The organism is Roseinatronobacter monicus (genome assembly GCF_006716865.1).
Lineage (GTDB): Bacteria > Pseudomonadota > Alphaproteobacteria > Rhodobacterales > Rhodobacteraceae > Roseinatronobacter > Roseinatronobacter monicus.
Genome location: NZ_VFPT01000001.1, coordinates 2,752,915 through 2,774,534, shown reverse-complemented (window position 1 = coordinate 2,774,534; position 21,620 = coordinate 2,752,915). Strand labels below are relative to the sequence as shown.

The following is a 21,620-nucleotide window of genomic DNA, read 5'->3' as shown; positions in this document are numbered from 1 at the left end:
AAGCCAGCCAGAACCTCACGAGGAGCAATACGCCTATGAAGAACGATACAACCATTCTACCGTTTCGCCAATCAGAAACTATCGTCGACCCGCTGACAGAACTGGCACGGGAAGGCGCACGCCGGATGCTGGCGGAAGCGCTGAAAGCCGAAGCTGATGCATTTGTGGCCAGCTTTGCGGACGAGAAGCTGGACGATGGCCGCCAGCGGATCGTCCGCCATGGACTTGGCCCTGAACGTCAGATCCAGACGGGCATTGGCGCTCTGAATGTGCAGCGCCCCAAAGTGCGTGACCGGATGGCGGCACTCGATCCTGCGCAAAAGATCCGCTTCACCTCGAATATACTGCCGAAATGGGCGCGCCGCTCGGTCAGCTTGGACGCGCTGTTGCCCGTTCTCTACCTGAAGGGCATTTCCACGGGCGATTTCCAGGAAGCGCTGTCAGCCATTATGGGCCCCGATGCACCCAACCTGTCTCCGAGTGTCATATCCCGCCTGACCGCAGGTTGGCAGGCAGAATATGATGCCTGGGCGCGGCGTGATTTGTCTGCGCGCAATTACGTCTACATATGGGCAGATGGCGTCTATCTGCAGGCGCGCATGGAAGAAAATGCCGAATGCATGCTGGTGATCATCGGAGCCACACCGGAGGGCAAGAAGGAACTGATCGGCTTTCAGGTTGGGCTTCGGGAAAGCTCGCAGAGCTGGCATGAATTGCTGAGCGATCTCAAGGCTCGGGGCCTGTCTGTCGCCCCCAAGATCGCGGTGGGCGATGGCGCCTTGGGGTTCTGGAATGCATTGGACAAGGCATTTGGCAGCACGAAGCACCAGCGCTGCTGGGTTCATAAGGTGAAGAATGTGCTGAACTGTTTTCCCAAGCAGATGGCCGCAGCCGTGAAATCTGATCTCGATGATATCCAGCATGCCGCTACGAAAGCGGAAGCGAAGGCCGCAATGGATCTGTTCAGTGAGAAATATAAGCAGAAATACGAAAAAGGCGTGAATTGCCTGACCAAGGACAGTGACGCCTTGCTGGCTTTCTTCGACTTCCCGGCTGATCACTGGGGCCATCTGCGCACGACGAACCCCATTGAGAGCGTCTTCGCCACGGTTCGGCACAGAACGGTTCGCACAAAGGGTGCGCTCTCGCAAAAGACCGCGAAACTGATGGTCTTTACCCTCATTCAGGCCGCGTCCAAGAAATGGTTGCGCCTCAATGGCAGAAATCAGTTGCCAAAAGTCATCGAAGGAATCACATTCAACGACGGCGTCGAAGTGATTTTTGACGCACCAAGCCGCGCCGCCTGAAAATGCGCGTCACCCAAATTCAAGCATAGCTCCGTCAGGATCTGGCAAGTCCACCGCGATCCAGCGACTGCTGCGCAAGCATCCCGACGCCGAATTTCTGTCGCCCGATCGGCTTGAAGCAGATGTTGCAAGTTTTTTGATTCCATCCCCAGCGACACTGAAATCCGTTGGCCTCGCTTGTCTTTCAGGCCTTGGTTATCCGCTCCGTCGCGAACGAACGGCCATGATGATCTGGGATCTGGTGCAGACGCATCTGCGCAGCCGCCGCGTGCTCTTTTTGCATCTCGACGAAGTCCAGGATCTTCATGTGAACCGCGCGGCAAGTGAACGTCAGGCCGTCGTCAACACGTTAAAATCGGTGATGCAGAATGCAACCTGGCCGGTCGGGCTGATCCTGAGCGGTACCACCCCGCTGAAAGACTTGGTCAATCTCGATCCGCAACTGTCGCGGCGCCTGCTCCCAATTGAGTTGGCACCAATCTCGGCGGTTGCACATGGCCGGGAAATCGCAACTGTTTTGGCACGCTATGCTGCCAGATCCGAGCTGCCGCTGGCATCCAACTTGGCAGAAAACAGCGACTTCATCAGCCGCCTGATCCACGCGGGCGCAGATGAACTGGGGCTCGTGATCGAAACAGTGGTCGCGGGCATCGAAGAGGCCCTTCTGTCACGCGCCACTGAGCTCGATGCAGACGTATTCCGACGGGCCTTCGAGCGGCGCGCCGGAGTGCCCGACGCGCTCAACCCATTTGTCGCCGATGACTGGCAGGCGATTGATGCGCGGCTGCTCATGCAGGCGGGGGATGAATTTGCGCCCGCGTCTGGACCTCAAACGAGGGTACGCTGATGAAACTTGCTTTGACAGTGCCGTTGGGGGCCACCGAAACCGCGACAGGCTTTGCGTCTCGCCTCGCTTGCAGAAACAACAGCCAATTCGTGCAGGATTTCGTGCAGGACATGGGCATCACATGGCAGAGTGTTATCAGCGGCGATGCTGAGGCACTTTCCGTCCTTGCCGAACTGGGCGGCATCGAGATGTCCGATTTGGAGCGCTGCTCCTTCAGGCGCGCCGCAGGGCGCGCGCGACGCCTTGGCGGCGAAATTGTCCCGATTCGCATGCTGCGTGTCACAAATCAGCGCGTCTGCCCGCTCTGCCTTGCGCAAGACGGGCCGGTGCCCGCAGCTGGCTCGGTGCTTTGGCAGTTCGAGCCTGTTCTGGCGTGTCCGGAACACGCGGTCGCATTGGTCGAATTGCCCGCCAGCAAATTTCCACGCTCGCCCTATGATCTTTCAGGGCGAATCCTCGACCACCGCAGGATGATTGACGCGGCCGCGATGCGTCCCCGGCCGATGGCGGTAACCGCGTTTGAACGATACTTTGCAGCAAGAGCGCTCGGAGCAGAACACCCGCCAACTTGGCTCGATCAGTTCAATGTTTCTATCGTCTGGCGCGCAAGTGAATCGCTGGGTGTTCGCATCAGACACGGGACCAGAGCAAGGGCTGATAGTTTGTCCGATCAAGAGCTGTCAGCTGCGCTCGACGCAGGTTTCAAAGTCTTGGCGGCAGGGCCTCACGCACTGCATGCGGCCATGAAGACAAGTCGCGAAAATCAGTCAATTGACGTGGGTGGATTCTACACCGAATTCGTCATGTTCGCGCGCTTCCTGCAAAAGCTTGAGAAAACCAACGAAACCAAACCTTTGCTTGACGCAGTGCGTGATTTCATCGAGAGAACCTACCCCATTGGGGATGGAGAGGATGTCATGGGGCGCCCTTGCGCGCAGCGCCATGTCCATTCCGTGCAGACCGCATCTCGGGAATTCGGTGTTGATTGGATCCGCATGCAGCGACTTTTCCAAGCCATTGCCGATACGCCCGGTCATCTTGGTCTGCCTGCGCCAACAGCCCACCTGTGGGTGCAGGCAGACGCCTGGTCGCCATGGCTTCGACGCTACGCCCGCGCGCTCAACCCCAAAAAGGCCGCGAAACGGCTGGGGCTGAAGACCGGCCCGTTCACACGGATGGTGAAAAGCGGGATCCTTCAACCGGTTGCGTCGCTCCCCGGTCTTGTTGATCGTTTCGATCCGGTCGAGATCGACGCGCTTCTCGCAAGGCTATTCGAGCGCGCCAAGCCGGTCGATCAGCTCGAGCCGGACATGGCGATGGCCCTGACAGCCCATGCGCGCTGCGGGCAGGACCTTATACCAATCAGCATTGATCAGAACTCTTGAGCCCAGTCGCGGGTTCCAATGGAGGTGATTGTGTCGGGCATGCTGACCAATTTGTTCCAAGCCTTGCAGCAATGATCTACGATGTCTTCATAGGTTTCGAAGATGAGGTTTGATAGCCAGTTGTCTCGCATGAATTGCCAGATGTTTTCGACTGGATTGAGTTCTGGGCATTTTGCGGGGATCGGGATGATGGTGATGTTGTCCGGAATGACCAGCTTGTCAGTCATGTGCCATGCGGCTTGATCCACGAGCACAGCCCCATGTGCTTTGGGTGCGACAGTTTGGGAGATTTCAGCAAGATGCAGGGCCATCGCTTCGGTATTGCACGCTGGCAGCACAAGACCTGCAGCTTTCCCGAGGGCTGGGCAAATCGCTCCAAAGATGTAGCTTGAACTCGTGCGCTGATCATGTGGGGCGGAAGGTCGCGTACCGCGCTTCGCCCATCGGCGCGTGATCTTGTTTTTCTGGCCGACACGCGCTTCATCTTGGAACCAGACTTCGATCACAGTGCCTTGCAGGAGCCGTGCGCGGAGCTTTGCTACTGCGGCTGCAAACCCTTTTTTTTAAAGTCCTCCAGTGCGGCTGTATCTTGCGCGTGATGGCGCGGGCGTGCTGTGAGTTTGACATAACCAAGCGCCCTGAGTTCCCGGCTTATCGACGTCTCGTGAAGTGAAATCCCAAATGTGTCTGCAATCCATTTCCTCAGATCACTCAGGCGCCAGCGGACGACCCCATGGACCGATAAGGTCGGACCGCTCTCAACAATTGCAGCAAGCGCCCTGCGCTGCTCATCGTTAAGCTTAGACTGCTGACCAGGAGCTTTGCCGTTGATCAAGCCGTCAGGCCCGCGGGCATTAAACCGCTCCACCCAGTCACGGACAATTTGTAGGCCAACACCACCAATCCGAGCAGCATCGCTGCGCCGACCGCCATCATAGATCTCCGCCAGCGCCAAAAGCCTGCGGGCTTGGTTGGCATCCTTTGTCTTTCGCGCAAGTTCTCTCAACTTCATGCCGTCGTAGTCTGTCCGTAACGCGAGCGCTGCGCCCATAGAGAGGCCCTCCCCAGAAAATCTGACGCCATTGAGTCAGATCTTCATAGATTTGGGAATCCCAAAACCCTCAGAAGAGTCAGATTTCGCGAGACTTGGTATTAGCGGCTTGCTGCGCCTCATTCTCGCGTGCGAACTCCCATTCGTTGGCCGGCTGGTTGGAACAAATGGTGTAGCGAGCCTGATCATCCGCCCACAAGACGTGTTGAACGCATGCCCCAGGCCAAGACTGGGCGGATATCACAGCGCCGATCTGATGCGCATTCTCGCGATCAACGCATCAGGTATCGCTCTGATCACGACAAACAATCTCATCAACTACGAGGAACAGCGTGATCCGCATACGGGCCGCAAGGTCAGAACGTTCACGCCAGAGGATCTCGGGGAGTTTCAGCGAAAATACATCTCATTGAGCCATGTCGCGACCCGACTGAATACCTTGCCCAAACACGCAGCCGCCAGATTGCGCGTACGCGGCATCCACCCTTTGCCCGCGCGAGGCCTCTGCAGCAAAATCTACCGGCGTGAGGATATCGACTTTATCTGACCTGAACTTTCAGGATCTTTCGACTCCGGCATAGCGTGGAGTGATCAGGAACCGGCCCGCCCTGCCACGCGCAGCAGGCTCGCTACCATTCTGCCTTTCTGCCTGAGCGGAAGCTTGAACAGCACCTTGATTGACAGGCATAACGGGAGCGCCGCATCAGAGAAACCGCCCATGGGAAATTTGGGCTTGGTGTGCTGATGCTTCACTCGACCGCAGAAGGACATCCACCCATGAACTCTCCGTTAGCCGTCGGGTCGACGATCAGGCAGAGCTGCTTACGCCAGCCGCTTTCCCGCTCTATGCTGTGTAGGACAGAAAAGGTTTGGGTGGAAATCGCGTGTGACTGAAAAGAGTGACATTGAGGCGGAGCTGGCGCGGGTTCGAGCACGTCTGGCCGATCTGGATGCCGAACGGCAGCAGCTTCAGCGCGAGATGGCTTCCCTTGAAGATTGCCTCGTCGAAGACCGCGCGCCAGCTGTGAAACAGCCGGCCTCCAGGAACGCCCCCGTCACGAATGCCTCGCCATCGCATGAAAAGGTCGACCTGTTCCGAAGCCTATTCGCCGGTCGGCCTGACGTATTTCCTGTGCGCTGGGACAACAGGAAGACTGGCCGATCAGGATATTCGCCCGCTTGTGCCAACGAATGGGTGAAGGGCATCTGCGGCAAGCCGAAGGTCAAATGCAGCGAATGCCCCAATCAGAAGTTCATACCGCCGGACGAAAGCGTCATTGAAAAGCACCTGCGCGGTGATGATGGCCGAAACGGGGATTTTGTCGCAGGCGTCTATCCGCTGCTGCCCGACGATACTTGCTGGTTCCTCGCGGCAGATTTTGACAAGACGTCCTGGGTGGATGACGCGAGCGCGCTGCTGGAAACCTGCCGGGCAAAGGGAGTTCCCGCAGCGCTGGAACGATCGAGGTCTGGGAACGGTGGTCATATATGGATATTCTTCTCCGAACCAGTATCTGCCCGCTTGGCACGCCAGCTCGGGTCAGTTCTGATTACGGAAACGATGGAACGGCGGCCGGAAATCGGATTTGCTTCCTATGATCGGCTGTTCCCAAATCAGGATATCATGCCGCTCGGCGGCTTCGGCAATCTGATCGCACTGCCGCTTCAGAACACTGCGCGCAAAGCTGGCAACAGCGCCTTTGTGGACGAGGATATGCGGCCATATGACGATCAGTGGGCCTATTTATCTTCCTTGCCAAGATTGTCAGCGGCGGCGGTGACCGACCTCGTCGAAGCGGCGGAGCTTTCTGGAAGGGTGCTGGGCGTGCGCATGCCGGTGGATGACGAGCAGGCGGCCGAACCCTGGAAGATGCCTCCGTCACGCCGGAGCACTCCGCAACGCCTCGATGCGCCCGCTCCATCGACCATCAAGGTAACGGTCGCAGATCAGATCTATATTGACCGTTCGGAGCTGCCTTCGGCCATGATTGCGCAACTGGTTCGGTTTGCTGCGTTCCAGAATCCCGAATTCTATCGTGCTCAGGCGATGCGGCTGCCGACATTCGGAAAGCCGCGAATTGTATCCTGTGCCGAATTGCATCCCCGACACGTCGCCCTGCCGCGCGGCTGCTTAGACGAAGCGTTGGGATTTCTGTTCGATCACGGCGTGACTGCAGATTTGGACGATTTGCGCGAAAACGGAACTCGCTTGCCGGAGACGGTTCGCTTCCGCGGCGAACTTCGCGCGCAACAATCGCGCGCATTTAACGCGTTGGCCGAACACGATACCGGCGTGCTTGCTGCCACGACTGCATTTGGCAAGACGGTCGTAGCCTCGGCGCTGATCGCACATCGTGCCTGTAATACGCTGGTTCTGGTCCACCGTCGCGAACTCCTTAGCCAGTGGGTCGAGCGCCTTGGATCCTTCCTGCGGATCGACCCAAAGCTGATTGGCACCATTGGTGGAGGAAAACGCAAACCCACCAGTGTAATCGACGTGGCGCTGATCCAGAGCTTGGTTCGCAATGGCGAAGTTGACGATATTGTTGCCGACTACGGTCATCTTGTCGTCGATGAGTGCCATCACCTGTCCGCTGCAAGCTTTGAGCTTGTCGCCCGCAGATCGAAGGCGCGCTACATCGCCGGATTGTCGGCAACCGTCGCTCGGAAAGATGGACATCATCCGATCATCTTCATGCAATGTGGCCCCGTCCGCCATCAGGTGAGCGCCAAATCACAGGCCGCAGAAAGCGGCATTCGCCATCGGGCGCGCGAACGTCACACGCGGTTTCGATTGCCAGAGGCACTCACCATGGCCGAACGCCCGTCAATGCCTGCGATCTATGCAGCTCTGGCGGAAGACGAAGCTCGAAACGATCTGATCTTTAATGACGTGCTGAAATCACTGGAGGCCAAACGCTCGCCAATCGTACTGACCGAGCGGAAGGATCACCTTGAATATCTCAAGCAGCGGTTCTCCCGATTTGCAAAGAACATTGTCGTGCTCCGTGGCGGCATGTCAGCGAGGGATCGGCAGGACGCGCATGCGGCGCTGAATGTCAATGACGATGAAGAGCGGCTGATCCTTGCGACAGGGCGCTATATCGGCGAGGGCTTCGATGACGCCCGGCTCGACACCCTGTTCCTGACGATGCCGATCGCCTGGAAAGGCACGCTGGCGCAATATGTTGGCAGGTTGCACCGACAACATCACGGGAAGAAAGACGTTCTGGTGGTTGACTATGTTGACAGCTCGGTGCCGGTCCTTTCCAGAATGGCTGCCAAGCGACGGACAGGTTATCGGGCGCTCGGCTATGTATTGGAGTAGTGCCCCGTCGCAAGCAGGGCGCTAATTTCATCTCTTCTATCAGGAACGCTGTGTCACGACGGCCAAATTCTGCATCAGCTTGTCCGACGGCTCCCAACTTTTTCGAAAGGAAGAAATTGCTGACGGAAAAGGAAAAACCTTTGACGTGCACGGTATATGAAAGTACTTGAAATCAATGACTTGCAATTTCTTGAATGGAAGAACTTGGTGACGCTCGACACTGTTGATATGTTTTGACATAGCGGCGACGCCCCCCTTTTTGGGTGCGTCGCGTTATTTGTTGCGTCAGGCGTGGTGCAGGTCCAGCGGGGGCAAGCGCGATTCCAACTCTGCGCGGCGCGCCTCGTGCTGGGGGGGCAGTTTCAGGCTTTGGCCAAGTGTGGCCATGGGTTCATCAATGTCAAACCCCGGTCCGTCTGTGGCGATCTCAAACAATATTCCAGCGGGTTCGCGGAAATAGATTGCTTTGAAATACTGGCGGTCCTTTACCTCGGTGACAGTCTCGCCGCGTGCCAGAAGCACCTCTCGCAGCGCCTGTTGATGCGCGGCGTCGCGGGCGCGAAAGGCCACATGATGGATCGTGCCCGGACCGGGACGTGCCTTGACGGGCGCGTCCGCGCGCCACAGGTCCACCACACGCCCCGGCGCATCGCCGGGCAGGGTGTAGCGGGTGCGCGTGCCATCCGTTCCGCGTTCTTCGCCTGCTAAGCTGTAGCCGAACACCTCTGTCAGAATCCGCGCGGTAGGCTCGGGGTCTGCAACCCACAGGGTGACAGAATGAAATTCCCCCCATGTGCCCGCATCCGGGTCGGCTACCATCTCAAACGCTTGGCCGTGCGGGTCGGTCAGCGACAGCACCTCTGCGCCAAAGCGCGACGTGCGCGTGCCGCCAAGAGTGTCGTGCCATTGCGCCAGATCGTCCGGTGCAATCGCATAGGCAAAGGCTTGCGTGGCCCCCACGCCCGCCTGTCCGCGCGCCCGCGTCTCGCTGTTGAAAAATGTCAGCACCGAGCCGGGCGTGGCATTTTGCGCGCCATAATAGAGGTGATACATCTCTGGCGCGTCGAAATTGACCGTCTGCTTTACAAGCCGTGTCTTGATCATCCGGGTGTAGAAATCCAGATTCTCTTGGGCAGGGCCGGAAATGGCGGTGACATGGTGCAGCCCGGCAATCGGGGCATAAGCGGTGGTCATGGCGGCATCCTTTGCGCTTGGTTACTACAGATATAGCGCGCTTCACCGCGTCGGGCATGTGCTATGCGCCAACAGCTGCTGTGCTAAGGCGCACATCGCGGGGCCAAGCCGTGCTTATGCGTCATAGCGCGTGGCACCCCGGCGGCTTTCATCGACAGGGGTTTTCAGCACGCTGGCCTGATGTGCGCGCTGATCGCAGCTTGCACGCGGGCAGATCCGGCAATTGATTCCGATCGGGGTCGCGGCGGCCCCTTGCAGTGCAATGCCATCCGCATAGCCGATTTCGGGCGCGTGCTGGATGGTGCAGCCCATGGCAACAGCCAGCCGGTTATCTTGTCCGTGGCGCTCGAATGTCGGGCGGTCCACCGTGCGCGCGAACACGAAATATTGCGACGCATCAGGCATCTCCACCAGTTGCGGGACAATCCGCCCCGGCAAGCGAAAGGTCATATGCACATCCAGCTTGGGGCACGCCCCGCCATATTCGGCCAGATGAAAATCGGTTGCGTTGAACCGCTTGGTGACATTGCCTGCCTTATCGACGCGCAGAAAGAAGAAGGGCACACCCTGCGCTCCCTCGCGCTGCATGGTGGTGGCGCGGTGGCAAGCCTGCTCGAAGCTGACACCAAAGCGCGTGGCCAGATGGTCGAAATCATATTTCGAGGCGCGCGCCTCGCGCAGAAAGGCGTCATAGGGCATCAGCACGGCAGCGGCGAAGTAATTGGCCAGTTCAACCAGACAGCGCGCACGCCCCTGCTTGTCGTCAATGCCAGAGGTGTTCAGCAACCCCTCGATCTGGTCGCGGCATTCGATCAGGCCCAGAACATGCACCAGTTGAAAGACGCGGTTGGGATGGTCGAGCGCTTCGGACAACAGCACCTCGGCGCGTGTCTGGTCATATTGGCGCAGGGTGCGGGGCAGGTCGTTGACCTGCACCAGCCTGACCGAAATGCCATGGCGCGCGTGCAGCCGCGCCTTGAGGGCGGGATACAGGTCATCTGTCGCGGGCGGCCCCTCGGCCCAGATATCAGCGGCGGCCTGTTCCAGAACGGGGAAATGGTTGCGCTGGCGGCGGAAAAAATGGTGCACCGCCCCTTCGGGCGAGGCGCTGAAAATCGGTTCCAGCTCTCCGGGTTGGGCGGCAAGGGCCAGCAATTGGTCAGATGTGGTCATATAGGCGCGGTGCAACCGCAAGAACGCCTCGATCACGGTGGGCCCATGCGTCTGTGCGCCGCGCAATTCATGCAGATCAGGGCGTGTGCCGTCAAATAGCGGGTCTTGCAGCGCACCGCGCATATCTGCCAGCCGCGCACCCGCGCCATCTTCGGCAATGTCGTGCCAGTCCACGCCGTAATGCTCGAACAGGCGCAACAGGATTGCGACCGAAACCGAGCGCTGATTGTTTTCCAGCAGGTTCACATAGGCGGCGCTGATTCCCAGTCGTCGGGCCATTTGCGCCTGTGTTTCTTCGGCGTCCTGTCGCAAACGGCGCAGATGAGGTCCGATAAAGGTCTTGCGCATTCTGCCCTCCCCAGTCAGCACCCGCAAATGTTAAATTAACAATATTACAAAAATGTATATGTGTAAACTCTCGCGTTTACAGCAGAACCCGCTTTCATTCGCAGCATCGTGTTAGCGTCTGTCATGGTCAGTTTAACGAGGGAGGATTCGTTATGTTGACCGGCACTGCCCATCTTTTCATTCCCGGCCCGACCAATGTGCCCGCTGATGTTCAGCGCGCCATGATCGTGCCGATGCAAGACCACCGTGCGCCAGAATTTGCCGCATTGTTGCAGCCGGTGCTGGACGGGTTGAAGCCTGTTTTCGGCACGCAAGCGGGGCGCATCGCGCTTCTGCCCGGCTCTGGCACCGCCGCGTGGGAGGCGGCGATCACCAACACGCTGAACCCCGGCGACAAGGTGCTGATGGCGCGCCACGGGCAGTTTTCGGCGCTCTGGGCCGATATGGCCACTGCATTGGGCCTACAGGTCGAGATCATTGATGTTGCATGGGGCGCGCCCTGTCCGGTGCGCGAGGTCGAGCGCCGTCTGGGGGCGGACAGGCACGGTGAAATCAAGGCAGTGTTCGTCACCCATAATGAAACGGCGACCGGAGTTACTTCGGATGTGGGCGCTGTGCGCCATGCGCTGGATGCTTGTTTTCATGATGCGCTTTTGTTCGTGGACGGGGTGTCGTCCATCGGATCGATCCCGTTCGAGATGGACCTTTGGGGTGTTGATATGGCCGTGGCGGGCAGCCAGAAAGGGCTGATGTGTCCGGCAGGTCTAGGCATACTGGCCGCCAGCCCCCGCGCTTTGGCTGCGATAGACAACAGCCACCTGTCGCGCAGCTTTCTGGACCTGCGCGCTATGCTGGCCGCGCATGAGGGCGGCTCGTTCTGCTTTACCCCGCCTGCGCAACTTCTGCACGGGCTGCGCGCCTCGCTGGCGCGGTTGCACACCGAAGGGTTGGAACATGTCTTTGCCCGCCATCACCGCCTTGCCGAAGGGGTGCGCGCAGGTGTCGCAGCCCTTGGGCTGGCGACCGTGGCCGAGCATCGCAGTTTCGCCTCGGACACTGTGACAGCGATCCGCACCCCTCACGGCATTGACGCGCGAGAAGTGATTGCGATTGCCCGCGACCGCTACAACACGCATTTCGGCGGCGGGCTTGGACCGCTTGCGGGCCGCGCGTTCCGCATCGGCCACTTGGGCGACCTGAATGAAGGCATGTGCCTGACTGCCCTTGGTATTGCTGAACTGGCGCTGAAAGCCGCAGGCGCGCCTGTCACGCTGGGCGCAGGCATCACCGCCGCGCAAAATATCTACGCGGGCACAAGCCACGCGCCCGCTTTTTCCATAGCCGCCGAATAAGGATTCCCCGAAATGAGCCACTCTCTGTACCCGCTGCGCATGCAGCGACTGCAACGCTCGACGCTTGCGGTGCCTGCATCAAACGTCACCATGATCGACAAGGCCGCCGAAAGTGCTGCCGATGTGGTGTTTCTGGATCTGGAAGATGCCGTCGCCCCCCCTGAAAAGGCGCAGGCCCGCAAGAACGCGATCGAGGCGCTTAACCGCATCGACTGGGAAGCGCGCGGCAAGACTGTCAGCGTGCGGATCAACGGGCTGGACACGCAATATATGTACCGCGATGTGGTCGACATCATGGAGCAGGCGGGCGACCGCGTGCATATGCTACTTGTGCCGAAACTGGGCGTGGTGGCTGATCTGTATATGGTCGAAGCATTGGTCAACCAGATCGAGCAGGCCTGCGGGCTGACCCGCCGTGTGGGGATCGAGGCGTTGATCGAAACAGCCCTTGGCATGGCCAATGTCGAGGAAATTGCCCGCTATGCCGCCACATCTGACTCGCGGCTGGAGGCGTTGCATTTCGGGGTGGCCGACTATGCCGCATCCATGCGCGCCCGCACCGTCAATATCGGCGGGTTGAACCCCGCCTATCCGGGCGACCAGTGGCATGCGTCGCTGTCGCGCATGATTATAGCGTGTCGTGCTTACGGCCTGCGCGCACTCGATGGCCCGTTTGGCGATTTCGCAGACCCAGACGGCTACATTCTGGCCGCTGAACGCGCCGCAGCCCTTGGGTTTGAAGGGAAATGGGCGATCCATCCCAGCCAGATCGAAATGGCGAACACCGTCTTCAGCCCGCCAGAGGCCGAAGTCACGCGCGCGCGCCGCATCATCGAAGAACTGCGCAAGGCCGAAGCCCAAGGCAAGGGTGCCGCCGCATTGGATGGAAAGATGATCGACGCGGCATCCGAGAAGATGGCGATGAATGTGCTGTCACTGGCCGAGGCGATCAATGCACGCGGCACGTCTGCCCAAGCGGCCGAATAGAGAGGGGGAACCGATGGATATTCATGAACATCAGGCCAAGGATTTGTTGAAGCGCTTTGGCATGCCGGTGCCGGATGGCGGCATTGCCTTTGCCCCCGAACAGGCCATGCACGAGGCCCGCAAACTGGGCTTTCCGGTCGTCGTCAAGGCGCAGGTCCATGCAGGTGGGCGCGGGGCTGCGGGCGGCGTCAAACTGTGCCAGTCCGAGGCCGAAGTCAGCGCCTTTGCGTCCTCGCTGCTGGGTCGCAATCTGGTGACCAAGCAGACCGACGCCAATGGCAAACCCGTCCACCGACTGCTGGTCGAACAGGCCACGGATATTGGCAAGGAATTGTATCTGGGCCTTGTGCTGGACCGCAAATCTGAACGCATCATGATCGTCGCCTCGCGCGAAGGGGGCATGGAGATTGAGGATCTGGCCGAAGAACAGCCCGACGCGCTGATCCGCATGGTCATCGACCCCGCCGTCGGCCTTGCGCCCTTTCAGTCGCGCGAACTGGCGTTCAGGCTGGGCATGGCGGGCGCGCAGGTCGCGCAATTCGCCACAATCCTGCGCGCCTGCTACCGCGCTTTCCGCGATCAGGACGCAACGATGGTCGAAATCAACCCGCTGGTCATCACCGGCAGCGGCGATCTGGTGGCGCTCGATGCCAAGATGAGTTTCGACACCAACGCGCTGTTCCGCCGCCCCGAAGTCGCAGCTTTGCGCGATCCGGGGCAAGAAGACCCGCGCGAGGATGCCGCTGCGGAGCATGGCCTGAGTTATGTGGGCCTTGAGGGCGACATTGGCTGCATTATCAACGGCGCGGGGCTGGCGATGGCCACGATGGATATGATCCAGCTTGCGGGCGGCCAGCCTGCCAACTTCCTTGATATCGGGGGCGGGGCGAGTGCCGAACGCGTGGTCGCAGCCTTTCGCACCGTTCTGTCAGACCCGAATGTGTCGGTGATCCTTGTCAACATCTTCGCAGGGATCAACCGCTGCGACTGGGTCGCGGCTGGCGTGGTGCAGGCTTACCGCGAATTGAACCTGTCGCTGCCCGTGGTGGTGCGTCTGGCTGGCACGAATGTCGAGGAGGGGCGGCGCATCATCACCCAATCCGGCCTGCCACTGCTTTCCGCCGATACCCTTGCCGAAGCTGCCGCCACAGCGGTCGCCGCACGCCCCCGCATGGCCGCCTGAAGGAGCAATCACCATGACGATTCTGATTGATGAGAACACCCGCGTTATCGTGCAGGGCATGTCCGGACGCATTGGCAAATTTCATGCCGAAGACATGATCAAGCACGGCACAAATGTTGTCGGCGGTGTGACGCCGGGGCGGGGTGGTGAAACCGCGCTGGGCCGCCCGATCTTCAACACGGTTAAAGAAGCAGTCGAGGCCGTGGGCGCAGAAGCGTCGCTGGTTTTCGTCCCGCCCCCCGGCGCAGCAGATGCGATTATGGAAGCCGCCGAAGCAGGGCTGAAATTCGCAGTTTGCGTGACAGATGGCATTCCGTCGCAAGATATGATGCGGGTCAAACGCTTTTTGCGCCGCTTCCCTGCCGCGCGCAAAATGCGCTTCATTGGCCCCAATTGCGCAGGCATCATCAGCCCCGGCAAGGGCTTCATGGGGATCATGCCGCCCGCGATTTACCTGCCGGGCCGTGTGGGCATTGTGGGGCGGTCGGGCACGCTGGGCTATGAAGCAGCCAGCCAGATGAAGGCGCTGGGGATCGGCGTGTCCACCTCGGTCGGCATTGGCGGCGATCCGATCAACGGCTCTAGCTTCCGCGATATTCTGGAACTGTTTGAAAATGACCCGGACACCGACGCCGTGATGATGATTGGCGAAATCGGTGGCCCGCAAGAGGCCGAGGCCGCTGCCTATGCGCGCGATCATATGTCGAAGCCGGTTGTCGCCTATATCGCCGGTCTGTCCGCACCCAAGGGCCGCAAGATGGGCCATGCGGGCGCGATCATCTCGGCCTTTGGCGAAAGTGCGCAGGAAAAGGTGGAAATCCTGTCCGCTGCCGGGATCACGGTCGCGCCGACGCCCTCGGCCATGGGCGAAACCATCGCGCGCGTCTTGGGCGTGAGGCAGGCCGCATGAGTAAATCGCAAGGCCCGATGCAGGGCGAAGCGGCCACACCAGAGCAGGCACAAGACTGGGTCGGGCGGGTGGACAGCCGCACAGGGGCTGTCAGCCCGGAATTTGCAGGCATGGTCATGGGGGCGCTGGGGCATCCAGCCGCCCCCCAACCGCCCATACACACAGGCGCACCCCTGCCGGTTCTGTGGCACTGGGTGGCATTCCCCGAATTTGTGCCAATCTCGGAAATTGCAACTGACGGTCACCCCAAACTGGGTGGCTTCCTGCCGCCCTTGCCGTTTGGCCGGCGCATGTGGGCGGGGGGCAAGCTGTCCTTCAAGGGCCGTTTCGCAGTGGGTGAGGCGATCACCAAGCGCTCGGAAATCCTGAGCGTCGATTTCAAGACCGGCCACACCGGCGACATGGCCTTCGTGCGCGTGGGCCATGATTTGCGCGGGGAAGGGGGCGCGCAGATCCGCGAAGAACAAGACATCGTTTATCTGCCGATCCCCGATCAATTCCGTGCGCCCCGCGCCATCGCGGCCCCCGAATCGCCGGTTTTCTCGGAAGCTGTTGAGGTCGGCCCGGTGCGGCTGTTTCGCTATTCTGCCGCGACCTATAACGCGCACCGTATCCATTATGACCGCGACTATGCCACCGGCGCCGAACGCTACCCCGGTCTGGTCGTGCATGGCCCGATGCAGGCGACGCTGCTGATGGAAGCGGCCATGCGCCACACGGGCGCCACGCCCACGCGCTTCAGCTTTCGCGGCGTGCATCCGATGTTTGACGGACATCTGCATCTTCAGGCCGAGGCCGATGGGCCAACCGCGTTGCGGCTTTGCACTGTGGCCCCCGAGGGTCACCAAGGGCTGCAAGCCCGCTTTGAATGGGAAGGATAAGCCGATGGGAATTCTAAAGGGGATGCGGGTCATCGAAGGCTCTGCTTTCGTGGCGATTCCACTGGCGGGCATGACCTTGGCGCAAATGGGGGCCGAGGTGATCCGCTTTGACCGGATCGAAGGGGGCTTGGACGCCAAGCGCTGGCCTGTCACCAATACGGGCAAAAGCCTGTTCTGGGCAGGCTTGAACAAAGGCAAGGCTCAATTGGCGTTAATTATGCGTGCCTTGAGATAGGCAGGATTCCTGCGGCGGCGGCGAGTATCGCGCGGGGAGTTTGGTGTTTTGGAATGACTGCAAGTTGAAACCAGCGCAGGTAGCTGTCCAAGTACTTGGTTGCGATGCCGCGATGGCGCCGCAGGAATGTCTTGAGCCGCTCATGTCGACTGTTCACGGTTTGAATGTGCAACTCCCCGCGAACACGTTGTCCTGCAGTCTGGTTGAGGCTTTCATGGCTGATGCCCATTGCTGCTGCGCAAGGCGGGTAACTGGTGCAGCCATCAGTGACCAAGAGCGCATCAGGATCGAGAAGCGGCTGCAAAACCGCCTGCAGATGTGCGGCCGTCACTGCTGGCAAGACAGCACTTATGGTGGTGCCGGATCGGTCGGCTGCGACCAAGACCGGAACCTGCTCCTCCGACAAGCCGCGTTTGGCGGCCTTGCCGCCACGTTTACGGGCCTTACGATCAAGGTTTCGTTCACCTTTTCGGCTGCTCAGAAAGAAGGTCTCGTCGGCTTCGACGATGCCGCGCAACTTGATCGCCCCAGCCGTCACCGCCCGAAGAAAACGATGACGCCAACGAAAAGCGGTCGTGCGCGCCACCATGCAACGCTCAGCGGATACCTTTACCGTTTCGCCGTCACGTAACGAAGCAGCGAACTCTGCCCAACGGCCCTTGTGGCGCAGGCGCGCCAGCGGAGTACCGGTCAACGCGTTGAAGGTTTTGCCGCAGCCTTTGCAAAAGAACCGGGAAAGGCCACTTGCATGACCCCTGATGATAGCTCCTTCTGAAGCGCAGTGCGGGCAGATACGGTCCTCACGAACCTTTGCCTCAAGGAGATCGACCACCGCCTGCAATGACGGAGACCCAGAAAGGATCCGACTCGCCTCGGCGCGCTGGTCCGGCGAGAGGTTATCCGTCTCATTGAGCCAAACCAGAAAGATGTCGTGGTCCATATATACCCCTCCACACAGTATGTTCACTATATGTTCTATCGCACATGGGCACGCATAACAAACGCTAATTGAGCCAAAGGCAAAAAGTCGGTTGCGGTTGATATGAAATCCCCCAAGGGGCGCGAATTGATTACCCGCGTCATCACAGCACCGGGTGACGACGCGGGCCTGTTTCTGACCAATCTGCGCGTACGTGGCTGGATGGACCACGAGACGCTGGCAAAGCACCGTGCCGATCTGGTCATGGTCGCACTGTTGGGCGACAGGCACGGACGCGCGGCGGTGGATTATTCGGTGAACCCCGCGCTTGGCTTTCCCGATGCGACCGGACCCGAAGGCTCGACCCAGCCTGTCTCGCATGTGCTGCCCGCTTGGGATTGTATCGCGGGCAATATGGCGGTCACGGCGCTACTGGCCGCCGAGCGGCACCGGCTGCGCACAGGGCAGGGGCAAGAAGTGCTGTTCTCGTTGAAAGATGCGGCCGCGGCGATGTTGGGCAATCTGGGCATTATTGGCGAGGTTTGTGTGAATGGCACGGACCGGCCCAAATACGGCAACGCCCTTTATGGCGGCTATGGGCAGGATTTTATATGCGCAGATGGTGCGCGTGTCATGGTGATCGGGCTGACCGACCGCCAATGGCGCGGGTTGCTGAAGGCGACCGGCACACAAGATGCAATGGCCCAATTAGAGGCGCGCCTTGGCGAAAGCCTGTCCGATGAAGGTGCACGCTTTCGGCATCGTGCTGCGATTACGGATTTGCTGTCCCCGTTTTTCGCGCGCCACAGCGTCGATGCCTTCGCCAAGGAGTTTGACAGCAAGGGTGTGACATGGTCGCAGTTCCGCAGCTTCGCGCAAGCGGTTCACGAAGACCCCGACCTGTCGCCCGAGAACCCGATGTTCCACATGATCGAGCAGCCCGGAATTGGCACCTATCCGACGCCTGCCTCACCTTTGGATTTCTCGCGGATCGCGCGGCAAGCACCTGTTGCGGCCCCGAAACTGGGCGCGGATACCGAAGAAGTGCTGGCCGATGTTGCGGGCCTGACAGCGGGCGAGATTGCATCGCTGTTCGACGACGGCACAGTAACCGGACCGCGAGGTGACAAGTTTTTCGTCAACGCCGCAGAGTAGCGCGTCTCGCCCCGGTTCTGCGCGCGGGGCGCGCGCAGGTGTCGGGTGGTTGCGATCATGCATTAAGTAGCAAGACCGGCATCACCACGCGCGCGGGTTGGCCAGTGCAAATGCCCGCATCACGCTGATGGGGTTTTGCCGGTATGGTTGGCGGCGCGGCTGTTGGGGCCACGCGTCAGCGCATAATCTCGATCCTGACGAGTTGCCATATGCTGCGCGACAACATGGCCTCGGTTGTGAAAGCCTCATCCTCGTCGAAGGGAAAGATCAGCCAGAATGGCCCCTTGTCGCGCACCGACATCAGCGCACCGTTGCGTTCATAGGCCACGATCGGGTAGCGGTCAGTCAGAACCTCTGACGACATGGTGACCACATAGTCATTTATGGCTGTCATCCGCATGTCAAATGCGCCTGGTATGTCTGGCAGCAAGGTGACAAGCGGCACTCCCACAAACTCCTGCACGCCCTCGGTCCAGGTGGTTGTGGTGCGCACCACAACCGTCTCAAGCGCGCGTAGGGTGTTCAGGTCATAGGTAGCGGTTGTTTCGGCATCTGGACCCGTGACCGAAAGGTCATACACCTCGGCCATTGCCGGCAGCAAGAACACGGCCATCAAACACAGGCATGCCGCTTTCACGCGCGCAAGTATATGATCGTTCAATTTCACCCATGCCTGCATTGCACGGTTTTCCTTTGTTCTGTCCAAGCGTCGAGCACCGCAAAGTTTCTATCCTTACTTACTACTATGCGCAAAGTGTTAAAAACAGATTATTCTGGTTCAGAAACTGGCGGCCAGTTATGTGGCTGTCCACGCGTATGGATTATTTGTTGGGTAATGTTTTTGTGCTATCTCTGACGCACGTGTTTGTTAGATGGGGGCGGTTCGGGTGGAATTATCCGCAAATGTGCCACCGAGGGTGGTGTCATATGCAGGTTACTGGTGCCAAACTAGCCCAGCGTGGTGGCTTGGACGGATATTGCTGTAAATCGTAATCGGTTTTCTTGAGTATGCTTTTGACTGTCGGGGAAGGTTTGCAAAGCTGATATGGGTTCATGAAAAGTTGCCAGTCTGGCAGGCGGATATGCACTTGCCATATCCGTTATTCACGGGGTGATGCATGAAAAAACATGCCGCACGCCTGCAAGGACTGATGCCGGACAGGCTGACGAAAGTTGGTCTGTGGGTCTTAATCCCGGTGTTTTTGGTCAGCAGCGTGCTGGTCTTGATCTGGCTTGCCCATCTGATCGACAACAAGTTTGACGACCTCAGGACAACCGGCGCTGACAATGCCTATTGGTCTTCCAGTCAGGCCGAGGTTGATGTGCACCGTCTGCATGTCGCTGTGATTGGCGCACTTCATGATCCCTCGGCAGAGCATATTGCCGAGGTTCGCCTGAGATATGATGTTCTGTACAGTCGCAGCCAGATCATGAGTGCTGGCGCTGTCGGGCGCGCGCTGAATGGTGCCACCGTTCAAGGCATGGTTGATTTTCCGCTTCCGCCATTTCTTGACACCTATATCGCCTTGATCGACGGGCCGGATGATGCGCTTTTGGCCGCATTGCCGCAGATGCAGGAAGAATTGCGGCACTTGTCCCAAGATACGCGCGAATTTGCGCTGCATGTGCTGCATTTTTTCAACGCCGAAGCGGATGAAAAGCGCGAAAGCCTGGCGCTGCTGCAACAAAACGCAAGAAATGTGACCTATTTCGTGGTGGTCGCTTTCGCACTTATGACGGCCGCACTTGCGCTTCAACTGCATCGCCGTGTGCAGGCAGAAGCTTTGTTGACGCAGCGCAATCGGCAATTGCAAGCGTCCGAGCAGGAAACCAAACAAGCAAGAGAGCAACTGCTATCGGCGATCGAGGCGCTCGAGGATGGCTTTGTTATCTTTGATGCGGATGAACGTCTGGTTGCGACGAATAGCAGGTATCGGGAAATCTTTTCGAAACTGTCGTCCATCCTGAAACCCGGCGTCACGTTCCGCGAAATTGTCGAATACGCCGCGCGCACCGGCCAGATTCCAGAGGCATTGGATCAGAAACAGGATTGGATCGAAAAACGCCTTGCGCAGTTTCGCCGCGCCGAAGGCACTGCCGAGCAGCGCACCGCAGATGGGCGCTATATCCGCTATTACGAAAAGCCAACGGCGGATGGCGGGCGCGTGGGCCTGCGCACCGATGTCACCGGCCTTTATGCCGCGCGCGAGCAGGCCGAGGCCGCAAGCCGCGCCAAATCTGCGTTTCTGGCCAATATGAGCCACGAGATCCGAACGCCGATGAACGGAATCCTCGGGATGGCGGAGTTGCTGTCGCAAACGTCGTTAAACAAGGACCAGATCCAGATGCTGGACACCATCCGCGAATCTGGCGATGCGCTGCTGACGGTTATAAACGATATCTTGGATCTCGCGCGGATTGAGGCGGGGAAACTGGCGCTAACTTCCAAACCCTTTGCCGCCATCGATCTTTTGCGGCGGATGGAGCGCTTGCATGGTGCCAGCGCGCGTATGAAGGGGCTTGATCTGACGCTGTCTTTGGGTCCGGGTCTGGATCGGGCGCGCATGGGGGATCGTGACCGTCTGGGCCAGATTCTTGAAAATCTGATCGGGAATGCGGTCAAGTTCACGGAAGCGGGCAGCGTAAACATCAAGGCAGAGGCGCCGGATGCGCAAACGCTGCGGGTCTGTATCCATGATACGGGGCTTGGTATGACCGAAGGCCAATTGGGCCGTGTATTTGAGGAGTTTGAACAAGCCGACAATTCTGTGACCCGTCGCTTTGGCGGCTCTGGTCTGGGGCTGTCTATCGTGCGCAAGCTGGTTGAATTGATGGATGGAGACTTGAAGATATCCAGCACACCCGGCCTTGGCACACAGGTGGAGCTGAAAATTCCACTGCCGCTTGCGGAATGCGATGGCCCTGTACAGGTTGAAAGCATGACCGCACCAACGGGCTTGCGGACGGGTCTGCATCTGCTTGTGGCCGAAGATAACCGCACGAATACGGCGATATTGGCGGCGATGCTTACGAAGCTGGGGTTAACGGCTGAATTTGCGACCAATGGGCAAGACGCGTGTGAGCGTTGGCAGCCAGACACGTTCGATCTGCTTTTGTTCGATATATCAATGCCGGTCATGGACGGGATTGATGCGCTTGCCACCATCCGGCAGCGTGCCTTGGATTTGGGCGTTGCCCCGCCGCTGGCTGTCGCGGCTACGGCCAATGTCATGCAAGACCAGATTGCAGAGTATATGCGCAAGGGATTTAGCGCCGTGCTTGGCAAACCCTATAAAAGTTCAGAATTGCAGGCCATCTTGAGCAAGGTGCTAAAAGCTGAGGTCGCGGAATGATCCTGCCTGTGG

17 protein-coding genes and 2 pseudogenes are annotated in these 21,620 nt (G+C 59.3%); 13 read left to right on the top strand and 6 right to left on the bottom strand.

What is annotated here, in order from left to right; translation table 11 throughout:
* Nucleotides 1–35 precede the first annotated feature (35 nt).
* From BD293_RS13215 to BD293_RS13205, 3 genes are read left to right on the top strand one after another with little or no spacing between them, the layout of a single operon-like run.
* Nucleotides 36–1,307 carry an IS256 family transposase gene (locus tag BD293_RS13215; RefSeq protein ID WP_170207122.1) on the top strand — a complete coding sequence of 424 codons (1,272 nt, stop codon included), beginning with the start codon at nt 36–38 and terminating at the stop codon, nt 1,305–1,307.
* Nucleotides 1,282–2,154 carry a TniB family NTP-binding protein gene (locus BD293_RS13210; RefSeq protein ID WP_142082454.1) on the top strand — a complete coding sequence of 291 codons (873 nt, stop codon included), beginning with the start codon at nt 1,282–1,284 and terminating at the stop codon, nt 2,152–2,154. Before BD293_RS13215 ends, BD293_RS13210 begins: the two co-directional genes overlap by 26 nt.
* On the top strand, nt 2,154–3,539 hold the full coding sequence (locus BD293_RS13205; protein ID WP_142082452.1) for a TniQ family protein: 1,386 nt from the start codon (nt 2,154–2,156) through the stop codon (nt 3,537–3,539). Before BD293_RS13210 ends, BD293_RS13205 begins: the two co-directional genes overlap by 1 nt.
* Here the strand turns inward: BD293_RS13205 and BD293_RS13200 are convergent.
* A protein-coding gene (locus BD293_RS13200; RefSeq protein ID WP_142079576.1) for an IS630 family transposase occupies nt 3,527–4,590 on the bottom strand; the annotation gives its coding sequence in 2 pieces (ribosomal slippage) (nt 3,527–4,102 and nt 4,105–4,590; 1,062 coding nt in all). The two genes, BD293_RS13205 and BD293_RS13200, sit on opposite strands and share 13 nt — an antisense overlap.
* A gap of 31 nt (nt 4,591–4,621) precedes the next feature.
* On the opposite strand from BD293_RS13200, the gene BD293_RS13195 reads away from it, so the two are divergent.
* Nucleotides 4,622–5,137: a hypothetical protein gene (locus BD293_RS13195; protein WP_142082450.1), complete on the top strand. Its 516-nt coding sequence runs from the start codon at nt 4,622–4,624 to the stop codon at nt 5,135–5,137.
* Between the two features lie 44 nt (nt 5,138–5,181).
* Here BD293_RS13195 and BD293_RS13190 read toward each other — a convergent pair whose 3' ends face one another.
* Nucleotides 5,182–5,310 carry a transposase gene (locus BD293_RS13190; protein ID WP_211841028.1) on the bottom strand — a complete coding sequence of 43 codons (129 nt, stop codon included), beginning with the start codon at nt 5,308–5,310 and terminating at the stop codon, nt 5,182–5,184.
* A gap of 166 nt (nt 5,311–5,476) precedes the next feature.
* On the opposite strand from BD293_RS13190, the gene BD293_RS13185 reads away from it, so the two are divergent.
* Nucleotides 5,477–7,918, top strand: a complete 2,442-nt coding sequence (locus BD293_RS13185) for a TOTE conflict system archaeo-eukaryotic primase domain-containing protein (RefSeq protein ID WP_142082447.1) — start codon at nt 5,477–5,479, stop codon at nt 7,916–7,918.
* A 285-nt stretch (nt 7,919–8,203) separates the two neighbouring features.
* Here the strand turns inward: BD293_RS13185 and BD293_RS13180 are convergent, their stop codons facing one another.
* Nucleotides 8,204–9,112 (bottom strand): ring-cleaving dioxygenase, encoded by a 909-nt coding sequence (locus BD293_RS13180; protein ID WP_142082445.1) that lies wholly within the window; start codon nt 9,110–9,112, stop codon nt 8,204–8,206.
* 114 nt (nt 9,113–9,226) lie between these two features.
* Complete coding sequence (locus tag BD293_RS13175) at nt 9,227–10,633, bottom strand: helix-turn-helix domain-containing protein (RefSeq protein ID WP_142082443.1); 1,407 nt, start codon at nt 10,631–10,633, stop codon at nt 9,227–9,229.
* Nucleotides 10,634–10,785: 152 nt separating this feature from the next.
* Here BD293_RS13175 and BD293_RS13170 point away from each other — a divergent pair, with 152 nt between their 5' ends.
* The 6 genes and pseudogenes from BD293_RS13170 to BD293_RS13145 all read left to right on the top strand — a co-directional run.
* Entirely contained in the window at nt 10,786–11,985 is a 1,200-nt protein-coding gene (locus tag BD293_RS13170) for a pyridoxal-phosphate-dependent aminotransferase family protein (RefSeq protein ID WP_142082442.1), read from the top strand.
* 12 nt (nt 11,986–11,997) lie between these two features.
* Nucleotides 11,998–12,972: an HpcH/HpaI aldolase/citrate lyase family protein gene (locus BD293_RS13165; protein WP_142082440.1), complete on the top strand. Its 975-nt coding sequence runs from the start codon at nt 11,998–12,000 to the stop codon at nt 12,970–12,972.
* 13 nt (nt 12,973–12,985) lie between these two features.
* Nucleotides 12,986–14,155: a malate--CoA ligase subunit beta gene (locus BD293_RS13160; RefSeq protein WP_142082438.1), complete on the top strand. Its 1,170-nt coding sequence runs from the start codon at nt 12,986–12,988 to the stop codon at nt 14,153–14,155.
* 13 nt (nt 14,156–14,168) lie between these two features.
* The gene (gene sucD, locus BD293_RS13155; RefSeq protein WP_142082437.1) at nt 14,169–15,065 is read left to right on the top strand and encodes a succinate--CoA ligase subunit alpha; all 897 of its coding nucleotides are present in this window, start codon (nt 14,169–14,171) and stop codon (nt 15,063–15,065) included.
* The gene (locus BD293_RS13150) at nt 15,062–15,946 is read left to right on the top strand and encodes an HTD2 family dehydratase (RefSeq protein ID WP_246086298.1); all 885 of its coding nucleotides are present in this window, start codon (nt 15,062–15,064) and stop codon (nt 15,944–15,946) included. Before sucD ends, BD293_RS13150 begins: the two co-directional genes overlap by 4 nt.
* Nucleotides 15,947–15,950: 4 nt before the next feature.
* Nucleotides 15,951–16,172: pseudogene (locus BD293_RS13145) on the top strand (CoA transferase); the annotation flags it as partial.
* Here BD293_RS13145 and BD293_RS13140 read toward each other — a convergent pair.
* Nucleotides 16,162–17,121, bottom strand: coding sequence for an IS1595 family transposase (locus BD293_RS13140; protein WP_142079320.1), 960 nt, complete (start codon nt 17,119–17,121; stop codon nt 16,162–16,164). The pseudogene BD293_RS13145 and the gene BD293_RS13140 overlap by 11 nt on opposite strands.
* 87 nt (nt 17,122–17,208) lie before the next feature.
* On the opposite strand from BD293_RS13140, the pseudogene BD293_RS13135 reads away from it, so the two are divergent.
* A pseudogene (locus tag BD293_RS13135) lies at nt 17,209–18,255 on the top strand (CoA transferase); the annotation flags it as partial.
* Nucleotides 18,256–18,430: 175 nt separating this feature from the next.
* Here the strand turns inward: BD293_RS13135 and BD293_RS13130 are convergent.
* A complete protein-coding gene (locus tag BD293_RS13130) occupies nt 18,431–18,922 on the bottom strand; it encodes a putative pterin-binding protein (RefSeq protein WP_142082433.1) in 492 nt (163 codons plus the stop codon).
* A gap of 451 nt (nt 18,923–19,373) precedes the next feature.
* On the opposite strand from BD293_RS13130, the gene BD293_RS13125 reads away from it, so the two are divergent.
* On the top strand, nt 19,374–21,608 hold the full coding sequence (locus BD293_RS13125; protein WP_142082432.1) for a hybrid sensor histidine kinase/response regulator: 2,235 nt from the start codon (nt 19,374–19,376) through the stop codon (nt 21,606–21,608).
* The last annotated feature ends 12 nt before the right edge of the window (nt 21,609–21,620 follow it).